Origin of the sequence: Nesterenkonia xinjiangensis (genome assembly GCF_013410745.1) — a bacterium.
GTDB lineage: Bacteria > Actinomycetota > Actinomycetes > Actinomycetales > Micrococcaceae > Nesterenkonia > Nesterenkonia xinjiangensis.
The window spans coordinates 114,178-136,648 of sequence record NZ_JACCFY010000001.1 but is presented as its reverse complement, the minus strand read 5'-3'; the positions used below and the strand labels follow the sequence as shown (position 1 = coordinate 136,648).

The following is a 22,471-nucleotide window of genomic DNA, read 5'->3' as shown; positions in this document are numbered from 1 at the left end:
AACTTCCGCTCCACAGCGTGCGTCCCTGGTCCGGGCAGATCTCATCGAGTCAGGCGTGGGTGAACTGCGTGGCCGGGGCAGCATGATGGTGGAACAGCAGGCTCAGCAGCTCCCCGCGTGAGGCGGTGCCGGTCTTGGAGAGCACAGACCTGATGTGATCGCGCACCGTATGCTCAGAGATGAAGAGCCGCGTGGCGATCTCGCCGGTGGGCCGGCCGTTCGACAGCTCGGCGAGCACCTCCTGCTCGCGCGCGGTGAGGCCATAGGCTGCGACCACCAGGGGCATGACCTCAGTGGGCCGTGACGGTTCGATGACGAGGACGATGCAAGAGAGTCGTCCATCCGGAGTCAGCGTGTGATCGCCTCGGATCGTCAGCCACCGTCCGGACCGACCGTGCAGCCTTGTCACCGGGGGCCCGGCCCTCGGATGTCCCCGAGCCCGGGCGCGGGTCAGCGTGGCGATCATGTAGGCCTCGCCCGGCAGCTTGGTCTGAGGGCCGGCGTCGATCGCGTGCGCCCAGAGCTCAGCGAGAAGTTGAGGCGCGCTGTCGTTCATGGAGACCACCTGACCTAGCGGGTCGAGCGTCACGACTCCGGGAGCGCAGTCGACTTCGTCGGATCGCAGGTCGAGAACGGTGCAGCGTTGAAGCCCTGCGGCGATCACCGGACGCAGACGCTCCAGCCAGGCCAGATCCTCTGGTGCGAAGTCCTCTTCCCGGCGCTCCCGAAGGAAATTGCCCACGCCCCAGCAGACCCCGCGCCGGGAGAACGTGGTGCGCAGCTCGGCGCCGAAGCCCATGGGACCGTTGAGGTCCCTGTGGCGAGGGCTCAGCTCGGGGTTGCCCTGAGTGACGCGGTGCAGGGTCGTGGCCTTGGCGGCGCTGCGGTGCAGGTCCGCGAACTTGTTGAAGTCCGCCTCAAGGAACTCATTGTGCATCCACGGTGCACACATCGCCTCGGGCAGGTTCTCGATGACGGCTGCGGTGGAGAGGACGAGCGTGTCCGGGTCGGTCGCGCTCAGCAGCATCCCCGACATCCCCAGGGCGTCATGGAGCGGTGTGCGCAGGCCCTTGATGAGCTCCGCCGTGCTCGGCGCGTCGCAACAGACCTCCCGGACCCGCCTGGCGGCGCTGTCCCGGTGCCTTCCGCGAGGGACGGCGGTGGTGGGAGTGGTGTCGAGGAGCACCATGGCCTGAGTGTGATCCTGCGGGAGTGTGCTGTCAAGCACTGATGGTGCCCCTCAAGAACATCCCTCAGATGAGGGGGTGTGGTCCGTCAGAACGCCTCCTGGCCGGGGATGGTCCTCGGGGCGGAGTGAGCCCATGCTTGAGGTGCCGCGAGCCAGCGGATCCCTCCACCGCTCGGGGCACGACATCTCCGCCGAACTGTCAGGGGACCGCCATGACCATCCATTCTTTTGTCAGAGACGTCGAGCATCTCGCCGCGTCCTGCCGGGGCGTCGTCCGGCTGCCGACTGACGGGACGGAATACCTCGAGGCGTGTTCCGGGTGGAACGTCGCCTGGACCCAGCGTCCGGCGGTCCTGGTCGGCGCGACCTCAGAAGGCGACGTCGTGCATGCCGTGCGCTATGCCGCCGACCACGATCTCACTGTGGCGGTGCAGAACACCGGGCACAGCGTCACCGTGCCCGCCGACGAGCGCACCCTGCTCATCGTCACGGGTGGCCTCGATCAGGTCTCCGTCGATCCTCAGACGCAGACCGCGACGGTCGGCGGGGGGACCACGTGGAATCCGGTGCTCGCGGATGCGCAGCGGCAGGGCCTGGCACCCCTGCTGGGATCCGCCCCGCATGTCGGCACCGTGGGGTACAGCCTCGGTGGCGGCTTCGGCTGGCTCGCGCGCAAGCATGGTCTCGCCGTGGACGCCGTCCGGTCGATGCGTGTGGTCCTCGCCGACGGCCGGATCGTCACCACCTCGCCCGCGGAGGAGCCCGAGCTGTTCTGGGCGATGTGCGGGACTGCGGGCAGCGGCCTCGGCGTCGTCGTGGAGATGACGACCGCGCTGGTGCCAGTGGAGGAGGTGTACGCCGGGAACCTCTTCTATCCGCTTGACGCCGCCGGCGAGGTGTTCGACCGCTACCTCGACTGGTCAGGACAGGCGCCTGCCGAACTGACCAGTGCGTTCAACATCACCGCGTTCCCCGCTCTGGACATCGTGCCGCCGCCTCTTCAGGGGCAGACCTTCGTGATCGTGCGCGGCTGCTGGGCTGGAGCACCTGGGTCGGATGCTGACGCGGGGCCGCGACAGCTGGACACCTGGCGTGCGTGGAAGCCGCCTCTCATGGACACCTGGACGAGCATCCCCTTTGCCCGTGCGGCCGAGATCTCGATGGACCCGGTCGATCCGCTGCCGGCGGCCTCCAGCGGGCGTTGGCTCAGTCGGCTCGACCGCATCGTGCTGGATGCCATGGTCGAGGCCGTCTGCGGGGGCGAAGGTCCCTCACCGATCCTCTTCGCGGAGGCCCGGCACGCCGGAGGCGCGATCCGGCGCGACAATCCGGAGGTCAGCTTCGGTGCCCGGGACGGCGACCGGATGCTCGAACTGGTGGGGCTGATCACCGATCCTGTGGCGGACACGGACCTGGAGCACCGTATCGCCACGATCTGGCGGCGGCTCAAAGAGCTCCTCGCCCCGCTGCCCGGATACCTGAACTTCGTCGAGGGGCACGAACGGGTCCAGGCCTCTCGCCACGCGTTCGACGCCGACACGCTCGATCGCCTACGAGCTGCGAAACGTCGATTCGACCCGCACGACCTGTTTCGCCACGGGATCCCGCTCGCGGGCCCGGGCTGAGGCAGGAGGACCCGTGAGGGAGACACCGTCACGAGTGGAAAGGAACACGATCATGAGACGACGACTAGCGATGGCGCTGGGATCCGCCGCCCTGCTGGCGGCGGCGACCGTCGGCCCGGCGGATGCGACCGGACAGGCGGACCTGGCTCAGGTCCGATCAGCGACAGCCGCATACCACGACCTGGGGACCGCGATGGACGCCGGCTACGCGCAGGTATCTGACTGCGTGCCGAACATGGGGTATCACTATCAGCGCGGAGTGGCCGCCACCGCCGAGGACCTCGACCCGCTGAACCCGGAGATCCTCGTCTACGCCCCCCTGCCGAACGGGAGGAACAAACTGGTGGCGGTGGAGTACGCCACCTGGGACGAGGAGGCGGAACTGTTCGGCACCGCGTTCGATCCACCGCACCCCCATGGCGGACCGCCGTTCCACACCCTGCACGTATGGGTCTGGCAGGGCAACCCGGACGGGATCTTCGCCCCCACGAATCCGAACGTCCGCTGCTGAGCACGACAGGTGCCTGGGGGTACCGGCGCTGCTGCCGGCGGGCCGGGGAGGAGTCGCGCTGAGGATGAGACGGATAGGGTGGTGACGAACATGGCCGTTGTCGCCTCACCAGCTCGACCCCAGGAGAACCCATGGCTGCCCCCGGCCCCTCACCCGTCATCACCGCCCGCGCCGCGCTGCTGGACATGGACGGGACGCTCGTGGATTCCCGTGCGGTCGTGGAGAAGCTGTGGCTGCGCTGGGCGGACCAGCACGGGCTGGACCATGACACGGTGCTGCGGACCGTCCACGGGCGGCAGGGCCACGAGTCCATGGCGATCCTGCTTCCGGATCGCTCGGCGGAGGAGAACCATCGCGAGAACCAGCAGATGCTGGCCACCGAATCCGTTGACACCGGCGGAATAATCTCCATCGGTGGTGCGGCCGAGCTCTTGGACGCGCTGCAGGAGCTGCCGCACGCGCTGGTGACCTCGGCCGACGCGCGCCTGGCCATCGCCCGGATGGAGGCCGCCGGGCTGCGCGTTCCGGAGCACCGCATCACCGCTGAGGACGTGACCGCCAGCAAGCCCTCGCCTGAGGGCTTCCTCCAGGCGGCTGAGCGGCTCGGTGTGGCACCGGGAGAGTGCGTGGTCTTCGAAGACTCGCAAGCCGGCGTGGAGGCAGGGCTCGCCGCAGGCATGCCCGTCGTGGGCGTCGGCGCCCACGCGGCTGCCCACGGCCCCACGTGCGCGGTGGAGGACCTCACCGATCTGCGGATCGCAGTGGAGGACGACGGTGGCTTCACCGTCTTGCTGGACGACGGGCCCAGCGCCCACGAGGTGCAATAGACTTCCGTATGTGCTGACCATGAACGATCGCCGGGTGCTCGAAGCCGCCCATGACGCCGCCTCCGGACTCGGTCCTGGCAGCACCCATACCGTGGCCTCCGCCGCGATCGACGTCTCCGGGCGGATCCACACCGGAGTCAACGTCCTCCACTTCGCCGCCCAGTATCACGACGACGTCGCCGCAGGTCGGAAGACCGTCACGGTCCGGCTCGACGATCCCCAGCGGATCGGGCCGGTGACCATGGTCTTCGAGGACGCGGAGGCCGAGGGCTACCGCATCCTGCACGGCGTGGTCGAGACCATCGAGCAGAGAACCTTCGGCGAGCTGACGCCTGAGGACGTGCGCCGGGAGAACGCGCCCAGCCTGGAAGCGCTGCACGCAGGTCTGCGCACGCACTATCCGCACATCACGGATGACGCCCTCGTCGACGTCGTCGGTTTCCGGCTGCGCTGAGACTCCGGGTCAGGAGGCGGTGCTGCGCCGCGCGTCGCCCCAGATGTCGATGCCTGCGTCGACGGCGTGCTGGTCGATCTCGGCCAGCTCCTGCTCGCTGAACGCAGGGGACCGCAGCGCCGCCAGATTCTGCTGCAGCTGCTCCACCCGGCTGGCGCCGATCACCAGGGAGGTGACCCGCTCGTCGCGCAGTGCCCAGGCCAGTGCCATCTGGGCGAGCGACTGGCCGCGCCGCTGAGCGATCGCGTGCAGAGCGCGGATCCGCGTGAGGTTCTCCTGGCTGAGGAACCCATCTCGGAACGAAGGCTTCGTCGCCGCGCGGGAGTCCGAGGGGACGCCGTCGAGATACTTCTCGGTGAGCATGCCCTGGGCCAGGGCGCTGAAGGCGATCACGCCCACGCCCTCGTCCTCCACGGTGTCCAGCAGTCCGTCGTGCTCGATCCAGCGGTTGAACATCGAATACGAGGGCTGGTGGATCAGCAGCGGGGTGCCGAGGTCCCGGAGGATGGCCGTGGCCCGGCGAGTGTCCTCCGGCGAATAGGAGGAGATGCCTGCATACAGCGCCCTGCCGGAGCGGACAGCCGTGTCCAATGCGGCCATGGACTCCTCGAGCGGAGTGCCCGCATCCGGCCGGTGCGAGTAGAAGATGTCCACGTAGTCCAGGCCCATCCGCTCCAGAGAGGCGTCCAGGCTGGAGAGCAGATATTTGCGGCTTCCGCCGGGGCCTCCGTACGGTCCTGGATGCATGCTCCAGCCGGCCTTGGTGGAGATGATCAGCTCGTCCCGGTACGGGGAGAGGTCCTCCCGCATCAGGCGCCCGAAGTTGACCTCCGCGGACCCCGGAGGCGGACCGTAGTTGTTCGCCAGATCGAAATGGGTGATCCCGGAGTCGAAGGCGAACCGGACGATGTCGCGCTGACGCTGGAAGGCGACGTCGTCGCCGAAGTTGTGCCACATCCCCAGGGACAGCGGCGGAAGCACCAGCCCTGACCGACCGACCCGGCGGTAGTCCAGGTGCTCGTAACGATCCTCGGCGGCGAGATGACGGGCGTGGCTCATGGGTCTCCTGTCGTGACGGCTGGCGCTGACAAGCCTACTCCTGAGCCTGGGCGCCGACTACGATCAGGACATGGTGAAGTCACAGAACACTGCGGCCATCGCTCGGGCGACGGCACGTGAATGGCATAGCTGGGTCCAGGAGCTCGACGACGCGGGTGCGCAGACGATGAAGCACCCGCAGATCGCCGAGCTGGCGGAGGCGCGCATGCCCGCGGACCTGGACAATGCCGGTTGGTGGGCCCAGGGCGTCGCCGTGGCTTACGAGCAGGAGCACGGCCTGCGCATCCCCGGGCAGTCCAGTGACGGAAGCTTCCATGCGTCGGCGAGCAAGACCTATCGCGGAAGCCGGGACGAGGCCATGGAAGCCTGGCTGAACCTGGTGGCGGACCGCGAGGAGTTCAACGGTGTCCTGGTCGAGGAACCGGCATCGACGTCCAGGACCCCCAAGTGGCTCTACTGGCGGGTGAAGCTGTCTGACGGCACCCGAGTGGGCCTCGGCATCACCGCCAAGGGGGAGGACCGCGTGACTCTGGGATTGGAGCACACCAAGTTGGAGTCTCCCGAGGAGATCGACCAGTGGAAGCCGTTCTGGAAGGCGCTGCTCGCCGAGCTCTGAGTACCCACGGAGGAGCCCGTCATCGCGGACCCGCGCTGCGGCTCAGCGCCTCCGCGGCGCGGATCAGGTCTGCCTCGCTGACCTCGGTGCCGAAGGTGAAGCGCACCGCAGTCTGGGCGAGCTCCGAGGAGACGCCCATCGCCATGAGGGCAGGGCTGGGCTCGTCGGACCCGGCGGCGCAGGCCGAGCCCGAGGAGCAGTAGACACCTTCTCGTTCCAAATCGAGCAGCACGGCTTCGCCGCTGCGACCGGGCAGCACGAAGGCGGCATGACCGGCCAACCGTCGGCTCCGGTGCCCGAGCAGTCGAGCGCCGGGCACGCGGTCCTCCACCGCCGCGATGAAGACGTCCCTCCGGGCTCGAAGCGCGGCGACGTCGTCCTGCCGGGCGAGCTCCAGGGCGGTGGCCATGCCGACGGCGCCGGCGACGTCCTCGGTCCCGGAACGGCGGCCGCGCTGCTGACCCCCGCCGTGGATCAGCGGTTCGAAGGGCGTGCGCCGCCGCAGCCAGAGCACCCCGACCCCTTTGGGGGTGCCCAGCTTGTGCCCGGCCAGAGTGAGGGCCTGGACTCCGAGACCTCGGACGTCCAATGTCTCCGTGCCCGCGGCCTGGACGGCATCGGTGTGGAACGGGGCGCCCGCCTCCGCTGTGATCGTGGCCAGCGCTGCGATGTCCTGCACAGTGCCGACCTCGTTGCTGGCGGCCTGCACGCTGACCAGCGTGGTGTCCTCCCGCAGGCGGAGGCGAAGCTCCTCGGGCTCCACTCGTCCGTCAGAGTCGACCGGCAGGACCTCGACCTCATAGCCCAGACGGCCCAGCCAGGCCACCGACTCGGAGACCGCCGGGTGCTCGAGAGCGGAGATGAGCACATGGCTGCCGCGGGGCGAGGCCAGGGCGATGCCCTTGATCGCCGCATTGTCAGCCTCAGTGCCGCCGGAGGTGAAGATGACCTCTCCGGGGCGGGCGCCCAGGCAGTGTGCGACCCGTGTCCGAGCGTGCTCCAGAGCCCGGCCGGCGGTCATGCCGGGCTCGTGGCGGCTGGACGGATTGGCATGCTCACCCGACAGATGGGGCCACATGGCCTCGAGCACCGCACGACGCACCGGGGCCGAGGCCGCGGAGTCGAGGTAGACGTCGGCGGAGAGCTGAGCCGTGGGGTCGGCGATCTGTGTCATGACAGGTCCCTCAGAGCTGCGTGGTCAGGTCAAGACCGAGATCCACTGCTGGCACGCCATGCGTCAGTGCGCCGACGCTGATGACGTCGACGCCGGTCGCGGCGATCTCGCCCACAGTGTCCAGATGCACTCCGCCCGAGGCCTCCACCACGGCTCGTCCGCCGATGATCTCCACTCCGCGGCGCAGGTCCGCAGCGGAGAAGTTGTCCAGCATGACCGTGTCCGCGCCTCCGGCGAGCGCCGGTTCGATCTGATCGATCCGGTCCACCTCCACCTCGATGTGGGTGGTGTGCGGCAGGCGGGCTCGGGCTGCGGCGACGGCGGCGGAGAGGTCCTCCACCAGCCCGATGTGGTTGTCCTTGGCCATCACGGCGTCGGAGAGGCTGAAGCGATGGTTGTGGCCGCCTCCGCAGCGCACCGCATGACGCTCCAGGGCGCGCAGCCCTGGGGTGGTCTTCCGGGTGTCGGTGATCCGGGCACCGGTGCCGGCGACGGCGTCCACGTAGCGGGCGGTCAGGGTCGCCACCGCGGTCATCCGCTGCACCAGGTTCAGTGCCACACGTTCCGCGGTCAGCACCGCCCGAGCCGGGCCGCGCACTGAGGCGAGGCGGTCACCAGAGCTGAAGCGGGCGCCGTCGTGCCGGTGGAGGGTCACGTCCACCTCAGGAGAGAGTGCTGTCATCGCGGTGCGGAAGACCTCTGCACCGCTGAGTACCCCGGGCTGACGGGCCACCAGGGCGGCCTCGGCGACGGCGTCCTGCGGCACGAATGCCCAGCAGGTCAGGTCGCCTGCCGGCACGTCCTCCTCGAACGCGAGGCGCACCACCTTCTCGATCTGGGTCGGGGAGAGCAAGGGATCCGCTGCGACGACAGGGGGCACGGCCGTGGGCGGGGAGCTCAGGACGGAGTTCATGTCCGTGTTCACCTCGGCTTCGCGGCGAGCATGCGGTCCAGGGCGACCTTGGCCTCGACGGCGACGTCGCTCTCGACCGCGATCTGGTTCTCCACGCGGCCGGCGACGAGCTCGTCCAGCACCCAGGCGAGGTATCCGGGGTGGATGCGGTACATCGTCGAGCAGGGGCAGATCACCGGGTCCAGGCAGAAGATCGTGCGGTCCGGATACTCCGCGGCCAGGCGGTTCACCATGTTGATCTCCGTGCCCACGGCGATGGTGTCGCCGGGGGCGGAGGCGGCGATGAACTTCTGGATCGCATCGGTGGAGCCTGCGGCGTCGGCGGCGTCGACCACCGGCATCGGGCACTCGGGGTGGACGATGACCCTGACCCCTGGGTGCTGGGTGCGGGCCTGCTCGATCTGGTCCACGGTGAAGCGGCGGTGCACGGAGCAGAACCCATGCCACAGCAGCACCTTGCCCTGCAGCAGATCCTGCTCGCTGTTGCCGCCCAGCGGCTGGCGGGGGTTCCACATCGGCATCTGCTCCAGCGGCACTCCCATGGCCTTGGCAGTGTTGCGACCCAGATGCTGATCGGGGAAGAACAGCACCCGATGGGCGCGTGCGAAGGCCCATTCCAGCACGGTGGCGGCGTTGGACGAGGTGCACACGATCCCGCCATGGCGGCCGCAGAAGGCCTTCAGGGCCGCGGAGGAGTTCATGTAGGTCACCGGGATCACCGGCAGCTTCCCCTCGGCGTCGGGCTGAGGATCCTCGGGGTCGAAGCCGTAGACCTCGGCGATGTCCTCCCAGGCCTCCTCGACCGACTCTTCGTCGGCCATGTCGGCCATCGAGCAGCCGGCGGCCAGGTTGGGCAGGATGACCCGCTGCTCGGCAGAGGAGAGGATGTCGGCGGTCTCGGCCATGAAATGCACACCGCAGAACACGATGGTCTCAGCCTCCGGCTTGGTGAGTGCGGCGTTGGCGAGCTGGAAGGAGTCACCCACGAAGTCGGCGTACTGGACGACCTCATCGCGCTGGTAGAAATGGCCCAGGATCACCAGCTTCTCGCCCAGAGTCTCCTTGGCCGCACGGATGCGGGCGTGGACGTCGTCGTCGAGCTCCCGGTAGAGCTGGGGAAGCTGGCCCGGACGCACGGTGCGGTCCGGGGTGGGATCGGCCTGGGAGGCGCCCGGACCGTAGCCGGGTGCGGCGTCGAACTCCCACGGGCCCTCCGGCAGCGAGGTGCTGCAGGAGTCCTTGGGCTTGAGCTCGATGCGGTCGTGGACGGACAGGCTCATGGGTTCTCCTCGATGGTGAGCGTGTAGCGGGAACGGTTCGGGGCCGAGCGGTACAGCACCGGCGGGCGGTGGTGGGTGCCGGTCATACGACGACCGGTGCTCTCCACGGAACCCTGGGCCAGCACCTGTCGGCGGAAGTTGGAGGGATCCAGGTCGCGTCCGAGGATCGCCTCGTAGACCTCGCGGAGCCGGGTCAGCGGGAACTCCTCGGGCAGGAAGGCATGGGCGATGGGGGAGTAGGTGATCTTCGCCCGCAGACGCTGCACGGCATACCGGAGGATCACCCCGTGGTCGAAGGCCAGCGGGGCGGTGCCGTCCTCATGTCGGGCCAGAGTCTCGTCGGCCGGGAACCACCGGACGTTCTGCCCGTGATGGGCATCCGCGTCCTCATCGGGGCGGACCAGCGCCCAATAGACGATGGAGACCACACGGTGGTCGGTCTGGGGGGAGCGGTCGACGTCGCCGAATGCGTAGAGCTGCTCCAGGTGGCGCGGTTCCAGACCGGTGGTGGCCTTCAGGGTCTCGCGAGCTGAGGCGGCCAGATCGTGGTGGTCCTCCAGCGGGCCGCCCGGCAGCGCCCAGCGGCCACGGAAGGGCTCGCGGATGCGGCGCACCAGGGGGAGCCACAGAGTGGGGCGCTCGGCGTCGGGGTGCGGCCGCAGGGCGAACACCACGGTGGACACGGCCAGTTCCAGATGCTGGTTCACCGCATCAGGCGACGCGAACGCGTCCGGCGTGGACCACGCGGGGCGAGCGGTCGTGTCCGTGGAGCTGTCTGCAGGGCCCGTCACAGCTGCCCTCCCTCCTTCTGGTGTCTCTGACACTATGCTCTGCCTCATAAGGTCATGTCAACCTGAAGTGCCGGCAGGGGGTGCCGAATCGACATCCGCGCAGCGGCATAGACTGTCGCGGTGACCACCCCCGCCCGACGCCGACGCCGTGCCGGCCTCTCGGCCAGCTCCAGCTCCGCCGCCCGCGGTTCCTCGCGAGGCCCGGGCGCGGCTTCGCGCCTGCGCCGGCTGATGCCGGGAGTCGCCCTCGCGCTGCTCGTTGCCACCGCAGCCCATCTCGGCGGCGGGCTGCTTCCCGGGGTCTCCGGACTCCTGCTGGCGATCCTGGGGGGAATCGGTCTGCGTGCCCTGGGCTGGATACCGCGCCCGTTCGAGGCGGGCCTCGGCTTCGCGGCCAAGACTCTGCTGCGCACCAGCATCGTGCTCCTGGGGCTCCAGCTCGTGCTCGGGGACATGCTCGCGCTGGGCTGGGAGGCGGTGGTCATCGCCGTCGGCACCGTGGTGCTGACCTTTCTGGGCACGCTGCTGGGAGCTCGGGCGTTGGGGACTCCGCGCGGGGAGTCGGTCATGCTCGCCACGGGCACCGCCATCTGCGGAGCCTCCGCCGTCGCCGCGGCGGCAGCCGCCGTGGATCGTGGGGATGGGCGCGACCGGTCAGGCAGGGCGGTGGACTCGGCGGCGGCCATGGCGATCGCGGTGGTCACCTTCTACGGCACCCTGGTCATGCTGGCGCTGCCGCTGCTGGCCGAGCCGCTCGGACTGGACGAGCGCTCGGCAGGGATCTGGATCGGTGCAGGAGTTCATGAGGTCGGCCAGGTCGTGGCCGCCGGCGGCATGGTGGGTGCCACTGCGCTCGCGGTCGCCGTGATGGTGAAGCTGGCCCGCGTGGTGCTGCTGGCCCCGATCATCGTGCTCATCGGACTCGGCGAGCGTCGCGGCGCCCGCGCGAGCGGTGAGACTGCGGGGCCGGGGCGGCGCCGTCCTCCGCTGCTGCCGGGCTTCATCCTGGGATTCCTGGCCGCCGCCGCGCTGGCCTCTCTGGTCGATCTGCCGGCTGGCCTGCTCGATCCCGCGCGGACCATCACGACCCTGCTGATGACCATGGCCATGGTGGGGATCGGCGCCGGAGTCCACCTGCCTCAGCTGCTGCGACGAGGCGGGCCGGCCCTGGCCGTGGGAGCGTTCGGCACGGTGGTCGCGCTGGGAGTCTCGCTGATCGGAGTGGTCCTGCTCCTCTGAGTCGAGGGCAGAGCGAGTGCCCCCTCGACACTCGTTCGAATCTGTGTTCGAATGACTGTCATGCGATGGCAGGGTCAGAAGGTCGACGACGACGGCGGCGCGCTGCTGCCGATGAAGGGCCTGCTGCGCACGGTGCGCACCCCGGAGTTCGAGGGTGTGACCTTCCACGAGATCGCCAGCCGTTCGGCACTGAACCGCGTGCCGGCCGGTTCGAACATGCCGTTCGGCTGGACGATCAACCCCACACGTGGATGCCTGCATCGCTGCGTCTACTGCTTCGCGCGGAAGACCCACGAGTACCTGGACTTCGACTCCGGGGAGGACTTCGACACTCAGATCGTGGTGAAGACCAACGTCGTGGAGGTCCTGCGGGCCGAGCTGGCCAGGCCCAGCTGGGGGCGTGACCATGTGGCGTTGGGAACGAACTCGGATCCATACATGCGCGCCGAGGGTCGTTACCGGCTCATGCCGGGGATCATCCGCGCCCTGGCCGAATCCGGCACGCCGTTCTCCATCCTCACCAAGGGGCCGCTGCTGAAGCGGGATCTGCCGCTGCTGACGGAGGCTGCTCAGCACGTTCCCGTGTCCGTGGCCGTCTCGCTGGCCATGGTGGACCCGCAGCTGCAGCAACGGGTGGAGCCGGGCACTCCGGATCCGCGGGCGCGGCTCAACCTGATCCGGTCCGTCGTGGACGCCGGCCTGGAGTGCACCGTGCTGGCGATGCCGATCCTGCCGTGGCTCTCAGACACCGAGGAGCACCTCGATGCCCTCCACCGTGCTTTGGCGGAGGCGGGGGCGGTGGACGTCACCACGGGAGCTCTGCACCTGCGGCCCGGGGCTCGCGAGTGGTACATGCAGTGGCTCGCCCGAGAGTACCCCGAGCTGGTCGCACGCTATCGGCGGATTTACCGAGGCGGATCCTATGCTTCCAGCGAGTACCGGAAATGGCTGGGGGTCCGAGCCAAGGAGGCACGGCGCCGGCACGGGTTCGAACGGCGACAGGATCCGATGTGGCGCGAGCGCACGGTGCCGGACCTGCCCGCCGCGGACCCGGGTCCCCATCAGCCTGCGCTGTTCTGAAGCCAAGGTTCGGGGAGTTTTGGGTGACATCTGCGAACGGGTGCGACGATCTGCTGCCACAATGGGCGCATGAGCGTCATCAAGATCAACGCGATCACCGTGCCCGAGGAGTCCGGCGAGGAGCTCGGTCACCGTTTTGCCGCCCGCCACGGGTCCATGGAGGGCACTCCCGGATTCGAAGGCTTCGAGCTGCTCCAGCCGACCGACGGTCGACACGTGTGGCTCGTGGTCACTCGGTGGGCCTCTGAGGAGGACTTCGAGAATTGGCGGAGCTCCGCGCACTTCCGGCGCTCCCATGCCCAGGGCGGCGACGCTGACTCCAGCGATGAAGGCGAGCAGGCGCGTCCGGCGGTGGGCATGTCCTCTGAGCTGTGGACCTATCAGATTTCGGTCACCGGCTGAGGACTGGTAATCTAGCGAGGTCAGAACGTCAGCAATGCTGACCTGGCCCCGCCTCCTTAGCTCAGGGGATAGAGCGTCTGCCTCCGGAGCAGAAGGCCGCAGGTTCGAATCCTGCAGGGGGCACCACTGGAAGTGCTGGGACATCGATTCGTCGATGTCCCAGCACTTTTTCGTCTCCGGTGGCGGTGCTCGTCCCTCGTCTCTGATGTGCGACGACGGCACTGGTCCCCGCCGCCCCTCGTGCGCTGGACTCCCTCGCTTCTCCGACATCTGACTCTCTGACATCTGACTCTGCGTATGCGCAGAGTCAGATGCTGCGTCGAGCCCAACTGTGCTCGGCCTCCAGGCTCTGCCGCTTGACAGGCCGATGTGACCCGGGTTACAAAGATAACGAATCCCGTTCATTTAATGGGGCCCATCGTTCGAGGAGACCCGCATGTCTGCATCCGCGCCCCGGCTGGCTCCCCGAGTGGTCGTGTCGTTCATCGGCACCCTTGTCCTGGCCTACCTGGCCGCCAACCTCGTGCCAGTCCTGATCGGTGCGCTGGTGAACGACCTGGGCTTCACAGTGGCTCATGCGGGCAATCTCGTGACCCTGATGTCCCTGGGCACGGCCACCGGGCTCTTCGCCGCCAACAGGTTCGTCGCCCGCGGAGACCGCGCCACGGTCGCGCGCACAGGGCTGACAGGCATGGTGATCGGCTTCGGCAGCGCGGCGGCGGTGCTGACACCCTCCGTGGTGCAGGTCGGTGTCATCATCGGCGGCATCAGCTGCGGGGTGGTGATGGCGGCCGGCATCGCGTCCACTGCCGTCACGATGAACCCGGACAAGACCACCACTATGGTCACGATCGTCAATCGCGCGGGCGCGGCCCTGCTGCTGGCCGTCGTTCCTCTGCTGGGCAACGACCTGCAGCACCTGCTGACCGTGCTCGCACTGCTGGGGGCGGCGGGCCTGTTCGCCGCCGGAGGCCTGCCGAACCTGCCCGTCCAGGAGAAGCCCACCGGCAGGCTCCTGCCCTTCACCCCCGCCGCGATCCTGCTGGCCGCGGTCTTCGGCCTCTGGTCGCTCTCCGAAGACATGGTCTACGCCATGCTCGAGATCCTCGCCGTCCAGAACGTGGGGCTGTCGCCGGGGCAGTCCTCCGTGGTGATCTCCCTGCAGATCATCGGTGGCCTCACCGGCGCCGTCGTCGCGCCGCTGGTGCTGGCGCGGATCGGACGTTCCCTGTCGATCTTCGGCATCCTGGTCCTCAGCAGCACGGCGAAGTTCCTCATCGTCTCCTCCACCGCCGCGCCAGTCTTCCTCGCCGCCAACGTCGCCTGGGGGCTGGCCTACGGCGCGGCCCTGGTGCTGGTCCTGGGGCTGGCCGCTCGCATGGACGTCTCGGGGCGAGTCGGAGTGCTCGTCTCCACCATCTACATCATCGGCATCGCGCTGGGTCCTGCCGTGGGCGGGATCCTGGTGACCTACACGTCACCTCTGATGTTCGCCACCATGGTCTCGGCAGTCAGCGTGGTCGCAGGTCTGGTGCTGCTGATGATCTCTCGGCGCAGCGGCGTGCCGGAGCGGGGAGGGGACCGGCTCCGCGTTCACGACGTCGCCGCCGGCGACCCTCTGGCCACCTTCCCGCAGGGACAGGCCGCGACCTCGACGTCCGGCGCCGCGGACCGGATGAGTCGTTGAGCCCCGTCCCTCCGACGAGCGCCCCGAGACCGAGTCCCGGGCCGACGTCGCCCTCATCCACCGAGTCCTTTCCATCTGGAGGAGCCACCACCGTCATGACCGATCTGATCATCCATTCCGCCACGATCCGCACGATGACCGGTGACACGGGAGGTGAAGCCGTGGCGGAGACCGCCGTCGCCGTCTCCGGAGGTGTGATCACGGCGCTGGGGTGTGACGCCGAGATTCTTGCCCTCGCCGCCGGCGACACCGAGATCATCGATGCCCGCGGAGCGACCCTGACACCGGGGCTCATCGACTCCCACTGTCACCCGGTGCTGGGCTGCGAATCGACGGTGGGCGTCGACTTCGGCGGCATGACCAGCCTGGAGACGATCCGTGAGGCCATCGCTGAGGAAGCGCGCCGGCTGCCTGCCGACGCCTGGATCCTGGGGTGGAACCTCGACTACAAGGCTTTCGAGGAGGCCGGGATCCGCGGAGACCACTTCGACGCGGTCACGGGAGGCCGCCCCCTGGCGGTGCGCTTCTTCGACATGCACACCGGACTCGCCAACAGCGTCGCCCTGGCTCGCGCGGGTGTCGACGGCACCGAGCAGTTCTCGGATGCCAGCGAGGTCGTCGTCGAGGAGGACGGCACCCCCACCGGTGAACTCCGGGAGATCCCCGCCTACACGCTGGTGTTCGACGCCGTCCCCCAGGGGCCTCCGGAGGAGCTGGCCCGCAAGGTCCAGGCCAAGCTGGCCGAGATGGCCGCCACCGGAGTGACCACAGCGACGATCATGGACGGCACCCGGGCCACTCTGTCGACCCTCGATGCCTTGGAGGCCCTGCCCGGAGGTCTGCCGGTGCGCCTGCAGGTGGCGCTGTGGCATCACCCGGGCGACGACGACACGGCCCTCGCCGAGAGGATCGCGCTGTTCGGCGTCGAGGGTGAGCGGTACCGGGTCGCCATGATCAAGATGTTCATCGACGGTGTCATCGACAGCGGCACAGCCTGGTTGCATCAGCCCGACACGGCGGGGGATTCGGCCCACCCCTTCTGGCCCTCGCTGGACCGGTACCGTGAGGTCGCGGCCGCTTATCATCAGGCCGGCTTCCAGCTCGCCACCCATTCCTGCGGCGACGCAGGAGTGGACCACGTGACGCAGGTGTACCGGGAGCTGGGACAGGGTGACCCCGCGGCCGCACCACACCGCATCGAGCACCTGGAGACGATGACCGACCGCGACGTGGAGCAGCTGGTCGACGCAGGGGTCGTAGCCTCCATGCAGCCGCTGCACATGCAGTGGCGAGAGGCGGGGGGAGCCGACCCGTGGGCCGTCCGGCTCGGGCCGGAACGCGCTGCCCGCGCCTGGCGCATCAAGGACGTGCTGGACGCCGGCGGGCGGATCGCGCTGGGCTCGGACTGGCCGGTGGCCACCAGCGACGCACGCATCGGCCTTGCCTGGGCCCGCCTGCGCCGACACCCCGGAAGACCCGAGGCGCCGGCCTTCGAAGCCGACCAGCGGCTGACCGGGCTGCAGGCTCTGCTCGGCTACACGCGGTGGGCCGCGGAAGCCCTGGGTCGCCGTGACCTGGGCACCATCGCCCCCGGCGGCCAGGCTGACCTGGCGCTGTGGTCAGCGGATCCCGTCGACGTCGACCCCGATGACCTGTGCGAGACCCCTGTGCTCCTGACCACCGTGGCAGGAACCGTCGTCCACCGTGAGAGAGAGATCGCCCTGTGAGCACCGAGAACCCCGCACTGAAGCGGACGCTGGGCCTGCCCTACGCGGTGCTGTTCGGTCTGGCCTACATGGTTCCGCTGACCGTCTTCACCACCTACGGCATCGTCAGCACCATCACCTCCGGGCACCTGGCCTTGGCCTATGTGATCACGCTGACCGCCATGCTGGTCACGGCTCTGAGCTATACCCGGATGGTCCGGGCATTGCCGGTCGCCGGTTCGGCCTACACGTACACCCAGCACGCCTTCGGCCCGAACCTGGGTTTCCTCGTGGGCTGGTCGCTGCTGCTGGACTACCTGTTCCTGCCGATGATCAACTTCATGATCATCGGGCTCTACCTCCATGCGGCGGTGCCCGCGCTGCCCGCGTGGCTGATCATCCTGGTCACGATCGTGATCGTCACCGCGATGAACGTGCTCGGCATCAAGGTCGCCGCCGGATTCAACAGCATGCTGGTGGGGATCCAGGTGATCTTCATCGTGGTCTTTGTGATCATGAGCATCGTGACCCTGACAGCTCAGGACGCTCCCATCGACCCGTTGGCGCCCTTCGCCAACGAGGAGTTCCAGTTCGCCGCGCTGATCGCCGGCGCCGCAGTGCTGTGCCTGTCCTTCCTCGGGTTCGATGCGGTCTCCACCCTCTCGGAGGAGACCCGTGACCCCACTCGGACCATCCCGCGGGCCATCCTGATCTGCACCTTCAGCGCAGGCCTCATCTTCATCTTCCTGTCCTGGATGGGGCACCTGGTGTTCCCGGACTGGACGGCCTACAGCTCGGTGGACACAGCCTCCACCGACGTGATGGCACGCGCCGGTGGGGCCTTCCTGGTGGCCTTCTTCACCGCCGCCTTCATCTCCGGGGGTGCGGCCTCGGCGACGGCGTCGCATGTCTCCGTGACGCGGATCCTCTACACGATGGGCCGTGACGGTGCGATGCCGGGACGGATCTTCGCCGTCCTGCACCCGCGGTTCCGGACCCCCTATCTGGCAGCACTGGTGGTCGGTGCGGTCTCCCTGCTGGCCCTGGTGTTCCCGCTGGAGCTGGCCGCCGCCATGATCAGTTTCGGCGCCTTGATCGCCTTCACCTTCGTGAACCTCAGTGTGATCAAGTACCACGCAGTGGACCGGGGGCGCCATCACGGCGGAGACCTCATCCGCCACGTGGTGCTGCCCATCATCGGAGTCGGACTGTGCCTGTGGCTGTGGACTTCACTGGCCCCTGATGCCTTCATGGTGGGGCTGGGCTGGGTCGGCGTCGGCGTGATCTGGCTGCTGGTCATCACCCGCGGTCTGCGTCGGCCGGCGCCCACGATGGACCTGCAGGAGGCGGAGGACTCCGTCGTGCGGAGTTAGGGCCGCTCCACACACAGGCGTCCCCTGCGGACCAGCTCTCAAGTGCTGGAGCGCAGGGGACGCCTGTGTGCCATGATCGCGTGTGCGACAAGGTCCGGGATCATCCCGGCCGTCGGGTGTCAGTGTCCGCGGTCTACCCATTCTTGGAGGTGGGGCTTCTCGGACTGGATCCGGGTGGAGTCTCCGTGGCCGGGGTGGACCTCGGTGTTCTCGGGGAGCTTGGTGAAGATCTGGTCTCGGATGGACTCGATGATCGTCTCGAAGCTGCTGTGGGAGCGTCCGGTGGCTCCGGGGCCTCCTTGGAAGAGGGTGTCCCCGGAGAAGAGCACCGAGCCGCGGGAGCCGTCGGTGTGGGGGAGGTCTTCGGCGTAGAAGCAGGTGGAGCCGGGGGAGTGTCCGGGGGTGTGGATGGCGGTCAGGCGGGTGTCGGAGATGGTGAAGACATCGCCGTCGGAGATCTCCACCTCAGGCAGGGCATGGGCGTGGACCTGCTCCCAGAGCACGTGATCGGCGGGGTTGAGGTGGATGCGGCCCCCGACCTTGCGCTGGACCTCGAAGACTTCACGGATGTGATCGTCATGGCCATGGGTGAGCAGGATGCCCAAGACCTGGCGGTCACCGACCTGCTGGGCCACAGCCTCGGCGTCGTGGGCGGGGTCGATGATGAGCACTTCCTGGTCATCGCCGAGGAGGTAGACGTTGTTCTCCACCTCCCAGGTTCCTCCGTCCAGGGAGAAGGTTCCTGCGGTGATCAGATGTTCGATGCGTGCCGTGGTGGTCATCGGGTGGACTCCTCTTAGCCGATTTCGACGACGCTGCGCAGCACGTCGCCGTGGTTCATGGTGGTGAAGGCTTCTTGGACTTGGTCCAGGCGGATGCGTTCGGTGACGAAGGCATCCAGGTCTAGGCGATTCTGGCGGTAGAGGTCCACCAGCATGGGGAAGTCGCGGCTGGGCAGGCAGTCGCCGTACCAGGAGGATTTCAGGGCTCCGCCGCGGCCGAAGATGTCGATCATGGGCAGTTCCACGCTCCAGGAGGGGTCTGGGACACCGACGAGTACGACGCGGCCGGCGAGGTCGCGGGCGTAGAAGGCTTGGGTGTAGGTCTCGGGGCGGGCGACGGCGTCGATGACGACATCGGCGCCGAATCCGCCGGTGAGTTCGCGGATGGCTTCTACCGGATCAGTGCTGCCTGCCTCCACGGTGTGGGTGGCGCCGAGCTGGCGGGCTTTGTCGAGTTTTCTGGGGTCGAGGTCTACGGCGATGATGGTGGTGGCTCCGGCGAGGCGGGCTCCGGCGATGGCGGCGGTGCCGACTCCGCCGCAGCCGATCACGGCCACCGACTCCCCACGGGCCACCTCACCGGTGTTGATCGCTGCCCCGATGCCGGCCATCACCCCGCAGCCCAGGAGTCCGATGGCGGCGTCGTGCTCTTCTTTGGTGTCTTCGATGAGGGTGCATTGGCCGGCGGCGACCAGGGTCTTTTCGGCGAAGGCGCCGATGCCTAGGGCGGGTTCTAGGGGGGTGCCGTCGGTCAGGGTCATTTTCTGGGTGGCGTTGTGGGTGTTGAAGCAGTATTGGGGCTGGCCTTTGCGGCAGGCGCGGCAGTCTGCGCAGACGGCGCGCCAGTTCAGGATGACTTTGTCCCCGGGGCTGATCGAGGTGACTCCTTCGCCGATGGCGGTGACGCGGCCGGTGGCTTCGTGGCCTAGCAGGTAGGGGTAGTTCTGGCCGATGAGGCCTTTTTGGTAGTGCTGATCGGTTTGGCAGACCCCGCAGGTGAGGATGTCCACCAGGGCCTCTCCGGGGCCGGGGTCGGGGATGATGATCTTCTCCAGGGTGGCTGGGGCGTCTTGGGCGGTGACGACGACAGCATTGACGGTATGAGGCATGGGTACTCCTGTGATGGCAGATGAGGGGCAGGTGGGCGTCTCAGGAACGCATTCGTGAAGCGGTGGGATCGAAGACGGGCTCTGCCGCGACATGGGCGTGGAGCCGACGGCCGAAGTACGAGACCTCGACGGCGGAACCCTCGGCGGCGAGCTCCGTGGGGAGCCAGGCATAGGCGAGGGAGAGGCCGGTGGTGTAGCCCTGATCGGCACTGGTGACGTAACCGACGGGACGCCCCTCGGGGTCCTGCGCGTGGTAGACAGGTTCGTGTCCCATGAGGACCATTGCAGGGTCATCCAGGGTCAGGCAGACGAGACGGCGTGCCGGCCGATCGGCACCGAGCTCCTTGAGCTTCTCCTGTGCGGCGCCGCGCACCGCGAACTCGATCCCTGCCTCCGCCGGGGTGTGTTCGCGGGTCATGTCAGCCCCCCACAGCCGCATGCCCTTCTCCAGCCGGAGGCTCTCGAAGGCCCGGCGGCCCACGGGCAGGATCTCCTGGGATTTGCCCGCGCTGATCAATGCGTCCCAGAGATAGCGCCCGAACTCTGCGGGTGCGTACAGTTCCCACCCGAGCTCGCCGACATAGCTGAGCCGCATCGCGAGGACAGGGACCCCGCCCACGCTGAGACTGCGGCTCCGATAGAAGCGGAAGGCCTCGTGGGAGATGTCCTCCTCGACGAGCTGAGCCAGCACGTCTCTGGCCTGGGGTCCCCACAGCCCCAGTCCGCAGGAGCCGGAGGAGGCGTCGGCCAGGTGCAGCACGATCGACCGCTCGCGCATCCGGCCCCACAGCCACGCAGCGTCCTGGCTCCCGTTGACTCCGAGGTGGTAGGTCTCCTCGCCGGTGCGAGCGATGGTGATGTCTGAGAGGATGCCGCCCCGATCGTCGAGCATCAGTGCGTAGACGATGCTTCCCACGGATCGGCCGACCGGTCGGCTCAGCAGGCCGTCGTCGGCGAGTCCGTTGAGGAAGTCTGTCGCACCCTTCCCGGAGAGCTCCCACCGGGGCAGGGACGACATGTCCACCAGTCCCACCGATTCTCGGAGCCGCCGTGCCTCGACCGCCACGAGTGGGCTCCAGAACTGCGCCGCCCACTGGTCTCGGGTGGGCATGGGTGAGTCGCCCAGCATCGGGACGGCGGGACGCTTGTCCGGCAGCATCGCATTGGACTCGTACCACAGGGGACGCTCCCAGCCGTTGGCAGAGCTGAATGCCGCGCCCCGTCCGCGTTGGCGTTCGTAGAAGGGGGAGGTTCGGAGCCCGCGCAGGCGCAGAGTGGTGGCGCGGGGGTGGATGATGTCGTACACCTCGTCATAGGACTCCTCACCCAGTTCCCGGGCCGATCGCCGGGAGGTCAGGAGCGGGTCGAACCGGGAGACGTCGAGTCCATGGGTGTCGATCCCCGGGTTCCCGGTGGTGAGCCATTCGGCGATGACCTGTCCGACGCCGGCGGACTGGGTCACCCACACGGATTGGGCCATCCAGAGCCCTTCGATTCCGGGCACAGGTCCTAGGAGTGGACCGCCGTCGGGGGTGAACGAGAAGATCCCGTTGAAGCTCTCGGCCTCGTCCAGGGCGGCGTCCTGGAGCTCGGGAAGGAGGTTCTGCACCTCGGTCCAGGTGGCCTCGAAGTCCTGCCGTGTGAAGGGGTGGATCGAGGCCTGGCCGCCCCGTTCGCTGATCTCCTCGGGGCTGGTGATGTCATGATCCTCGACTGGGATGGTCCTGTGCTCGTAGGCGCCGATGGCGATCCGGGAGCCCCATTCGCGGAAGTACACGCCGTGGCCCTGATGCCGGATCATCGGCCGGGCCACTTCGGTCTGCTCGTCGAGACTGGTCAAGGAGTCCACCGGAGTGCTGAAGCCGAAGCCGTGCTCGACCGGCAGCATCGGGATGTCCATGCCGAGCAGCTCGCGAGCCAGCTTCGGCCCCCACAGCCCGGCGCAGGTGATGACGATGTCGGCATCGATGACGTCGGGCTCCTGGTCTGACCCCACCGGCACGGTCTCGACGCCGGTCACCCGCTCGCCCGACCTCCTGATGCCCGTCACCTGCGTCTCGCTGATGATGCGAGCACCTCCGGCCTCAGCCCGTCGTGCCTGGAACTCCACGGCCCGCGCACCTTTGACGACGGCGTCGGTCGGGGTGTGCAACGCACTCAGCACGTGCGTGGTGTCCAGCCCGGGCCAGATCTCTGCGACCTCGTGAGGGGCGAGAAGCTGTGCGGGCACACCCCAGGAGGCAGCGAAGTCCCGGCGGCGGCGCAGCTCCTGCTCCCGTTCCGCCGTGGTGGCGAGTTCGAGTCCACCGACACGCTTCATCACCCAGCGACCGTCGACTTCAGCACCGTCGAGCTTGTCGAGGGTCCGCTGTGCGAGCTCACACATCGCCTTGTTCGGAGAGGTCTGGAAGACGAATCCAGGCGCATGCGAGCTTGACCCGCCGGTCTCGTAGAGCGGGCCCTGTTCCACCACGGTGACGTTGTGCCAGCCGCGGAGGACGAGCTCGTCCGCGACAGCGGCCCCGACGACTCCTAGGCCGATGATGACCACACGGGGGTCGTGTGGGGCAGCGTGCTGGGACATGCATCCTCCAAGTGTTGCTGATTAAGAAACGTGGTGGTGAAGATGCAACCACTCTATGAATCGAGTGATG

At 68.3% G+C, this 22,471-nt stretch carries 20 protein-coding genes and 1 tRNA gene; 12 read left to right on the top strand and 9 right to left on the bottom strand.

From position 1 onward, the window contains the following. Positions 1 to 49: 49 nt before the first annotated feature. Positions 50 to 1,189 (bottom strand): helix-turn-helix transcriptional regulator, encoded by a 1,140-nt coding sequence (locus HNR09_RS16295; RefSeq protein ID WP_281366330.1) that lies wholly within the window; start codon positions 1,187 to 1,189, stop codon positions 50 to 52. 212 nt (positions 1,190 to 1,401) lie between these two features. Here HNR09_RS16295 and HNR09_RS00635 point away from each other — a divergent pair, with 212 nt between their 5' ends. The 4 genes from HNR09_RS00635 (at position 1,402) to HNR09_RS00620 (ending at position 4,606) form a co-directional block, all read left to right on the top strand. After that, positions 1,402 to 2,814, top strand: a complete 1,413-nt coding sequence (locus HNR09_RS00635) for an FAD-binding oxidoreductase (RefSeq protein ID WP_179540290.1) — start codon at positions 1,402 to 1,404, stop codon at positions 2,812 to 2,814. 52 nt (positions 2,815 to 2,866) lie between these two features. After that, positions 2,867 to 3,325, top strand: coding sequence for a hypothetical protein (locus HNR09_RS00630; protein ID WP_179540289.1), 459 nt, complete (start codon positions 2,867 to 2,869; stop codon positions 3,323 to 3,325). A gap of 131 nt (positions 3,326 to 3,456) precedes the next feature. Further along, complete coding sequence (locus tag HNR09_RS00625) at positions 3,457 to 4,152, top strand: HAD-IA family hydrolase (protein ID WP_179540288.1); 696 nt, start codon at positions 3,457 to 3,459, stop codon at positions 4,150 to 4,152. Between the two features lie 19 nt (positions 4,153 to 4,171). Next, entirely contained in the window at positions 4,172 to 4,606 is a 435-nt protein-coding gene (locus HNR09_RS00620; protein WP_246348970.1) for an ASCH domain-containing protein, read from the top strand. A gap of 9 nt (positions 4,607 to 4,615) precedes the next feature. Here the strand turns inward: HNR09_RS00620 and mgrA are convergent, their stop codons facing one another. Then, a complete protein-coding gene (gene mgrA, locus HNR09_RS00615) occupies positions 4,616 to 5,665 on the bottom strand; it encodes an L-glyceraldehyde 3-phosphate reductase (protein ID WP_179540286.1) in 1,050 nt (349 codons plus the stop codon). Between the two features lie 70 nt (positions 5,666 to 5,735). Between mgrA and HNR09_RS00610 the strand changes: the two genes are divergently transcribed. After that, positions 5,736 to 6,281, top strand: coding sequence for a hypothetical protein (locus HNR09_RS00610; RefSeq protein ID WP_179540285.1), 546 nt, complete (start codon positions 5,736 to 5,738; stop codon positions 6,279 to 6,281). A 19-nt stretch (positions 6,282 to 6,300) separates the two neighbouring features. On the opposite strand, the gene HNR09_RS00605 is transcribed toward HNR09_RS00610, so the two are convergent. From HNR09_RS00605 to HNR09_RS00590, 4 genes are all read right to left on the bottom strand, one after another. Further along, positions 6,301 to 7,455, bottom strand: coding sequence for a cysteine desulfurase family protein (locus HNR09_RS00605; RefSeq protein WP_179540284.1), 1,155 nt, complete (start codon positions 7,453 to 7,455; stop codon positions 6,301 to 6,303). Between the two features lie 10 nt (positions 7,456 to 7,465). Beyond that, positions 7,466 to 8,308 carry a carboxylating nicotinate-nucleotide diphosphorylase gene (gene nadC, locus HNR09_RS00600; RefSeq protein ID WP_179542929.1) on the bottom strand — a complete coding sequence of 281 codons (843 nt, stop codon included), beginning with the start codon at positions 8,306 to 8,308 and terminating at the stop codon, positions 7,466 to 7,468. A gap of 68 nt (positions 8,309 to 8,376) precedes the next feature. Further along, positions 8,377 to 9,648 (bottom strand): quinolinate synthase NadA, encoded by a 1,272-nt coding sequence (nadA, locus tag HNR09_RS00595; RefSeq protein ID WP_179540283.1) that lies wholly within the window; start codon positions 9,646 to 9,648, stop codon positions 8,377 to 8,379. Continuing rightward, positions 9,645 to 10,355, bottom strand: coding sequence for an NUDIX hydrolase (locus tag HNR09_RS00590; RefSeq protein ID WP_343047388.1), 711 nt, complete (start codon positions 10,353 to 10,355; stop codon positions 9,645 to 9,647). The genes nadA and HNR09_RS00590 overlap by 4 nt, the downstream gene beginning before the upstream one ends. A gap of 204 nt (positions 10,356 to 10,559) precedes the next feature. Between HNR09_RS00590 and HNR09_RS00585 the strand changes: the two genes are divergently transcribed. The 7 genes from HNR09_RS00585 (at position 10,560) to HNR09_RS00555 (ending at position 17,926) form a co-directional block, all read left to right on the top strand. Then, on the top strand, positions 10,560 to 11,678 hold the full coding sequence (locus tag HNR09_RS00585; protein ID WP_179540281.1) for a putative sulfate exporter family transporter: 1,119 nt from the start codon (positions 10,560 to 10,562) through the stop codon (positions 11,676 to 11,678). 60 nt (positions 11,679 to 11,738) lie between these two features. Next, positions 11,739 to 12,758, top strand: coding sequence for an Rv2578c family radical SAM protein (locus tag HNR09_RS00580; protein WP_179540280.1), 1,020 nt, complete (start codon positions 11,739 to 11,741; stop codon positions 12,756 to 12,758). Positions 12,759 to 12,827: 69 nt separating this feature from the next. Continuing rightward, a complete protein-coding gene (locus HNR09_RS00575) occupies positions 12,828 to 13,160 on the top strand; it encodes an antibiotic biosynthesis monooxygenase family protein (RefSeq protein ID WP_179540279.1) in 333 nt (110 codons plus the stop codon). 50 nt (positions 13,161 to 13,210) lie between these two features. Then, positions 13,211 to 13,286, top strand: a tRNA-Arg gene (locus HNR09_RS00570). Positions 13,287 to 13,596: 310 nt separating this feature from the next. After that, entirely contained in the window at positions 13,597 to 14,847 is a 1,251-nt protein-coding gene (locus HNR09_RS00565) for an MFS transporter (RefSeq protein WP_179540278.1), read from the top strand. A 95-nt stretch (positions 14,848 to 14,942) separates the two neighbouring features. Then, on the top strand, positions 14,943 to 16,574 hold the full coding sequence (locus HNR09_RS00560) for an amidohydrolase (RefSeq protein WP_179540277.1): 1,632 nt from the start codon (positions 14,943 to 14,945) through the stop codon (positions 16,572 to 16,574). Further along, positions 16,571 to 17,926, top strand: a complete 1,356-nt coding sequence (locus HNR09_RS00555) for an APC family permease (RefSeq protein WP_343047387.1) — start codon at positions 16,571 to 16,573, stop codon at positions 17,924 to 17,926. Before HNR09_RS00560 ends, HNR09_RS00555 begins: the two co-directional genes overlap by 4 nt. A 119-nt stretch (positions 17,927 to 18,045) precedes the next feature. Here HNR09_RS00555 and HNR09_RS00550 read toward each other — a convergent pair whose 3' ends face one another. The 3 genes from HNR09_RS00550 to HNR09_RS00540 are packed head-to-tail and all read right to left on the bottom strand — an operon-like array spanning position 18,046 to position 22,401. Next, positions 18,046 to 18,708 carry an MBL fold metallo-hydrolase gene (locus tag HNR09_RS00550; protein ID WP_179540276.1) on the bottom strand — a complete coding sequence of 221 codons (663 nt, stop codon included), beginning with the start codon at positions 18,706 to 18,708 and terminating at the stop codon, positions 18,046 to 18,048. Between the two features lie 14 nt (positions 18,709 to 18,722). Beyond that, complete coding sequence (locus HNR09_RS00545; RefSeq protein WP_179540275.1) at positions 18,723 to 19,817, bottom strand: S-(hydroxymethyl)mycothiol dehydrogenase; 1,095 nt, start codon at positions 19,815 to 19,817, stop codon at positions 18,723 to 18,725. A 40-nt stretch (positions 19,818 to 19,857) separates the two neighbouring features. Next, entirely contained in the window at positions 19,858 to 22,401 is a 2,544-nt protein-coding gene (locus HNR09_RS00540) for a GcvT family protein (protein WP_179540274.1), read from the bottom strand. Positions 22,402 to 22,471: the final 70 nt, after the last annotated feature.

Bases quoted from the DNA above. Each gene is read 5' to 3' on its own strand.
- HNR09_RS16295 (WP_281366330.1), bottom strand. From the start codon at position 1,189: ATGGTGCTCCTCGACACCACTCCCACCACCGCCGTCCCTCGCGGAAGG.
- HNR09_RS00635 (WP_179540290.1), top strand. From the start codon at position 1,402: ATGACCATCCATTCTTTTGTCAGAGACGTCGAGCATCTCGCCGCGTCC.
- HNR09_RS00630 (WP_179540289.1), top strand. From the start codon at position 2,867: ATGAGACGACGACTAGCGATGGCGCTGGGATCCGCCGCCCTGCTGGCG.
- HNR09_RS00625 (WP_179540288.1), top strand. From the start codon at position 3,457: ATGGCTGCCCCCGGCCCCTCACCCGTCATCACCGCCCGCGCCGCGCTG.
- HNR09_RS00620 (WP_246348970.1), top strand. From the start codon at position 4,172: ATGAACGATCGCCGGGTGCTCGAAGCCGCCCATGACGCCGCCTCCGGA.
- mgrA (WP_179540286.1), bottom strand. From the start codon at position 5,665: ATGAGCCACGCCCGTCATCTCGCCGCCGAGGATCGTTACGAGCACCTG.
- HNR09_RS00610 (WP_179540285.1), top strand. From the start codon at position 5,736: ATGGTGAAGTCACAGAACACTGCGGCCATCGCTCGGGCGACGGCACGT.
- HNR09_RS00605 (WP_179540284.1), bottom strand. From the start codon at position 7,455: ATGACACAGATCGCCGACCCCACGGCTCAGCTCTCCGCCGACGTCTAC.
- nadA (WP_179540283.1), bottom strand. From the start codon at position 9,648: ATGAGCCTGTCCGTCCACGACCGCATCGAGCTCAAGCCCAAGGACTCC.
- HNR09_RS00580 (WP_179540280.1), top strand. From the start codon at position 11,739: ATGCGATGGCAGGGTCAGAAGGTCGACGACGACGGCGGCGCGCTGCTG.
- HNR09_RS00575 (WP_179540279.1), top strand. From the start codon at position 12,828: ATGAGCGTCATCAAGATCAACGCGATCACCGTGCCCGAGGAGTCCGGC.
- HNR09_RS00565 (WP_179540278.1), top strand. From the start codon at position 13,597: ATGTCTGCATCCGCGCCCCGGCTGGCTCCCCGAGTGGTCGTGTCGTTC.
- HNR09_RS00560 (WP_179540277.1), top strand. From the start codon at position 14,943: ATGACCGATCTGATCATCCATTCCGCCACGATCCGCACGATGACCGGT.
- HNR09_RS00550 (WP_179540276.1), bottom strand. From the start codon at position 18,708: ATGACCACCACGGCACGCATCGAACATCTGATCACCGCAGGAACCTTC.
- HNR09_RS00545 (WP_179540275.1), bottom strand. From the start codon at position 19,817: ATGCCTCATACCGTCAATGCTGTCGTCGTCACCGCCCAAGACGCCCCA.
- HNR09_RS00540 (WP_179540274.1), bottom strand. From the start codon at position 22,401: ATGTCCCAGCACGCTGCCCCACACGACCCCCGTGTGGTCATCATCGGC.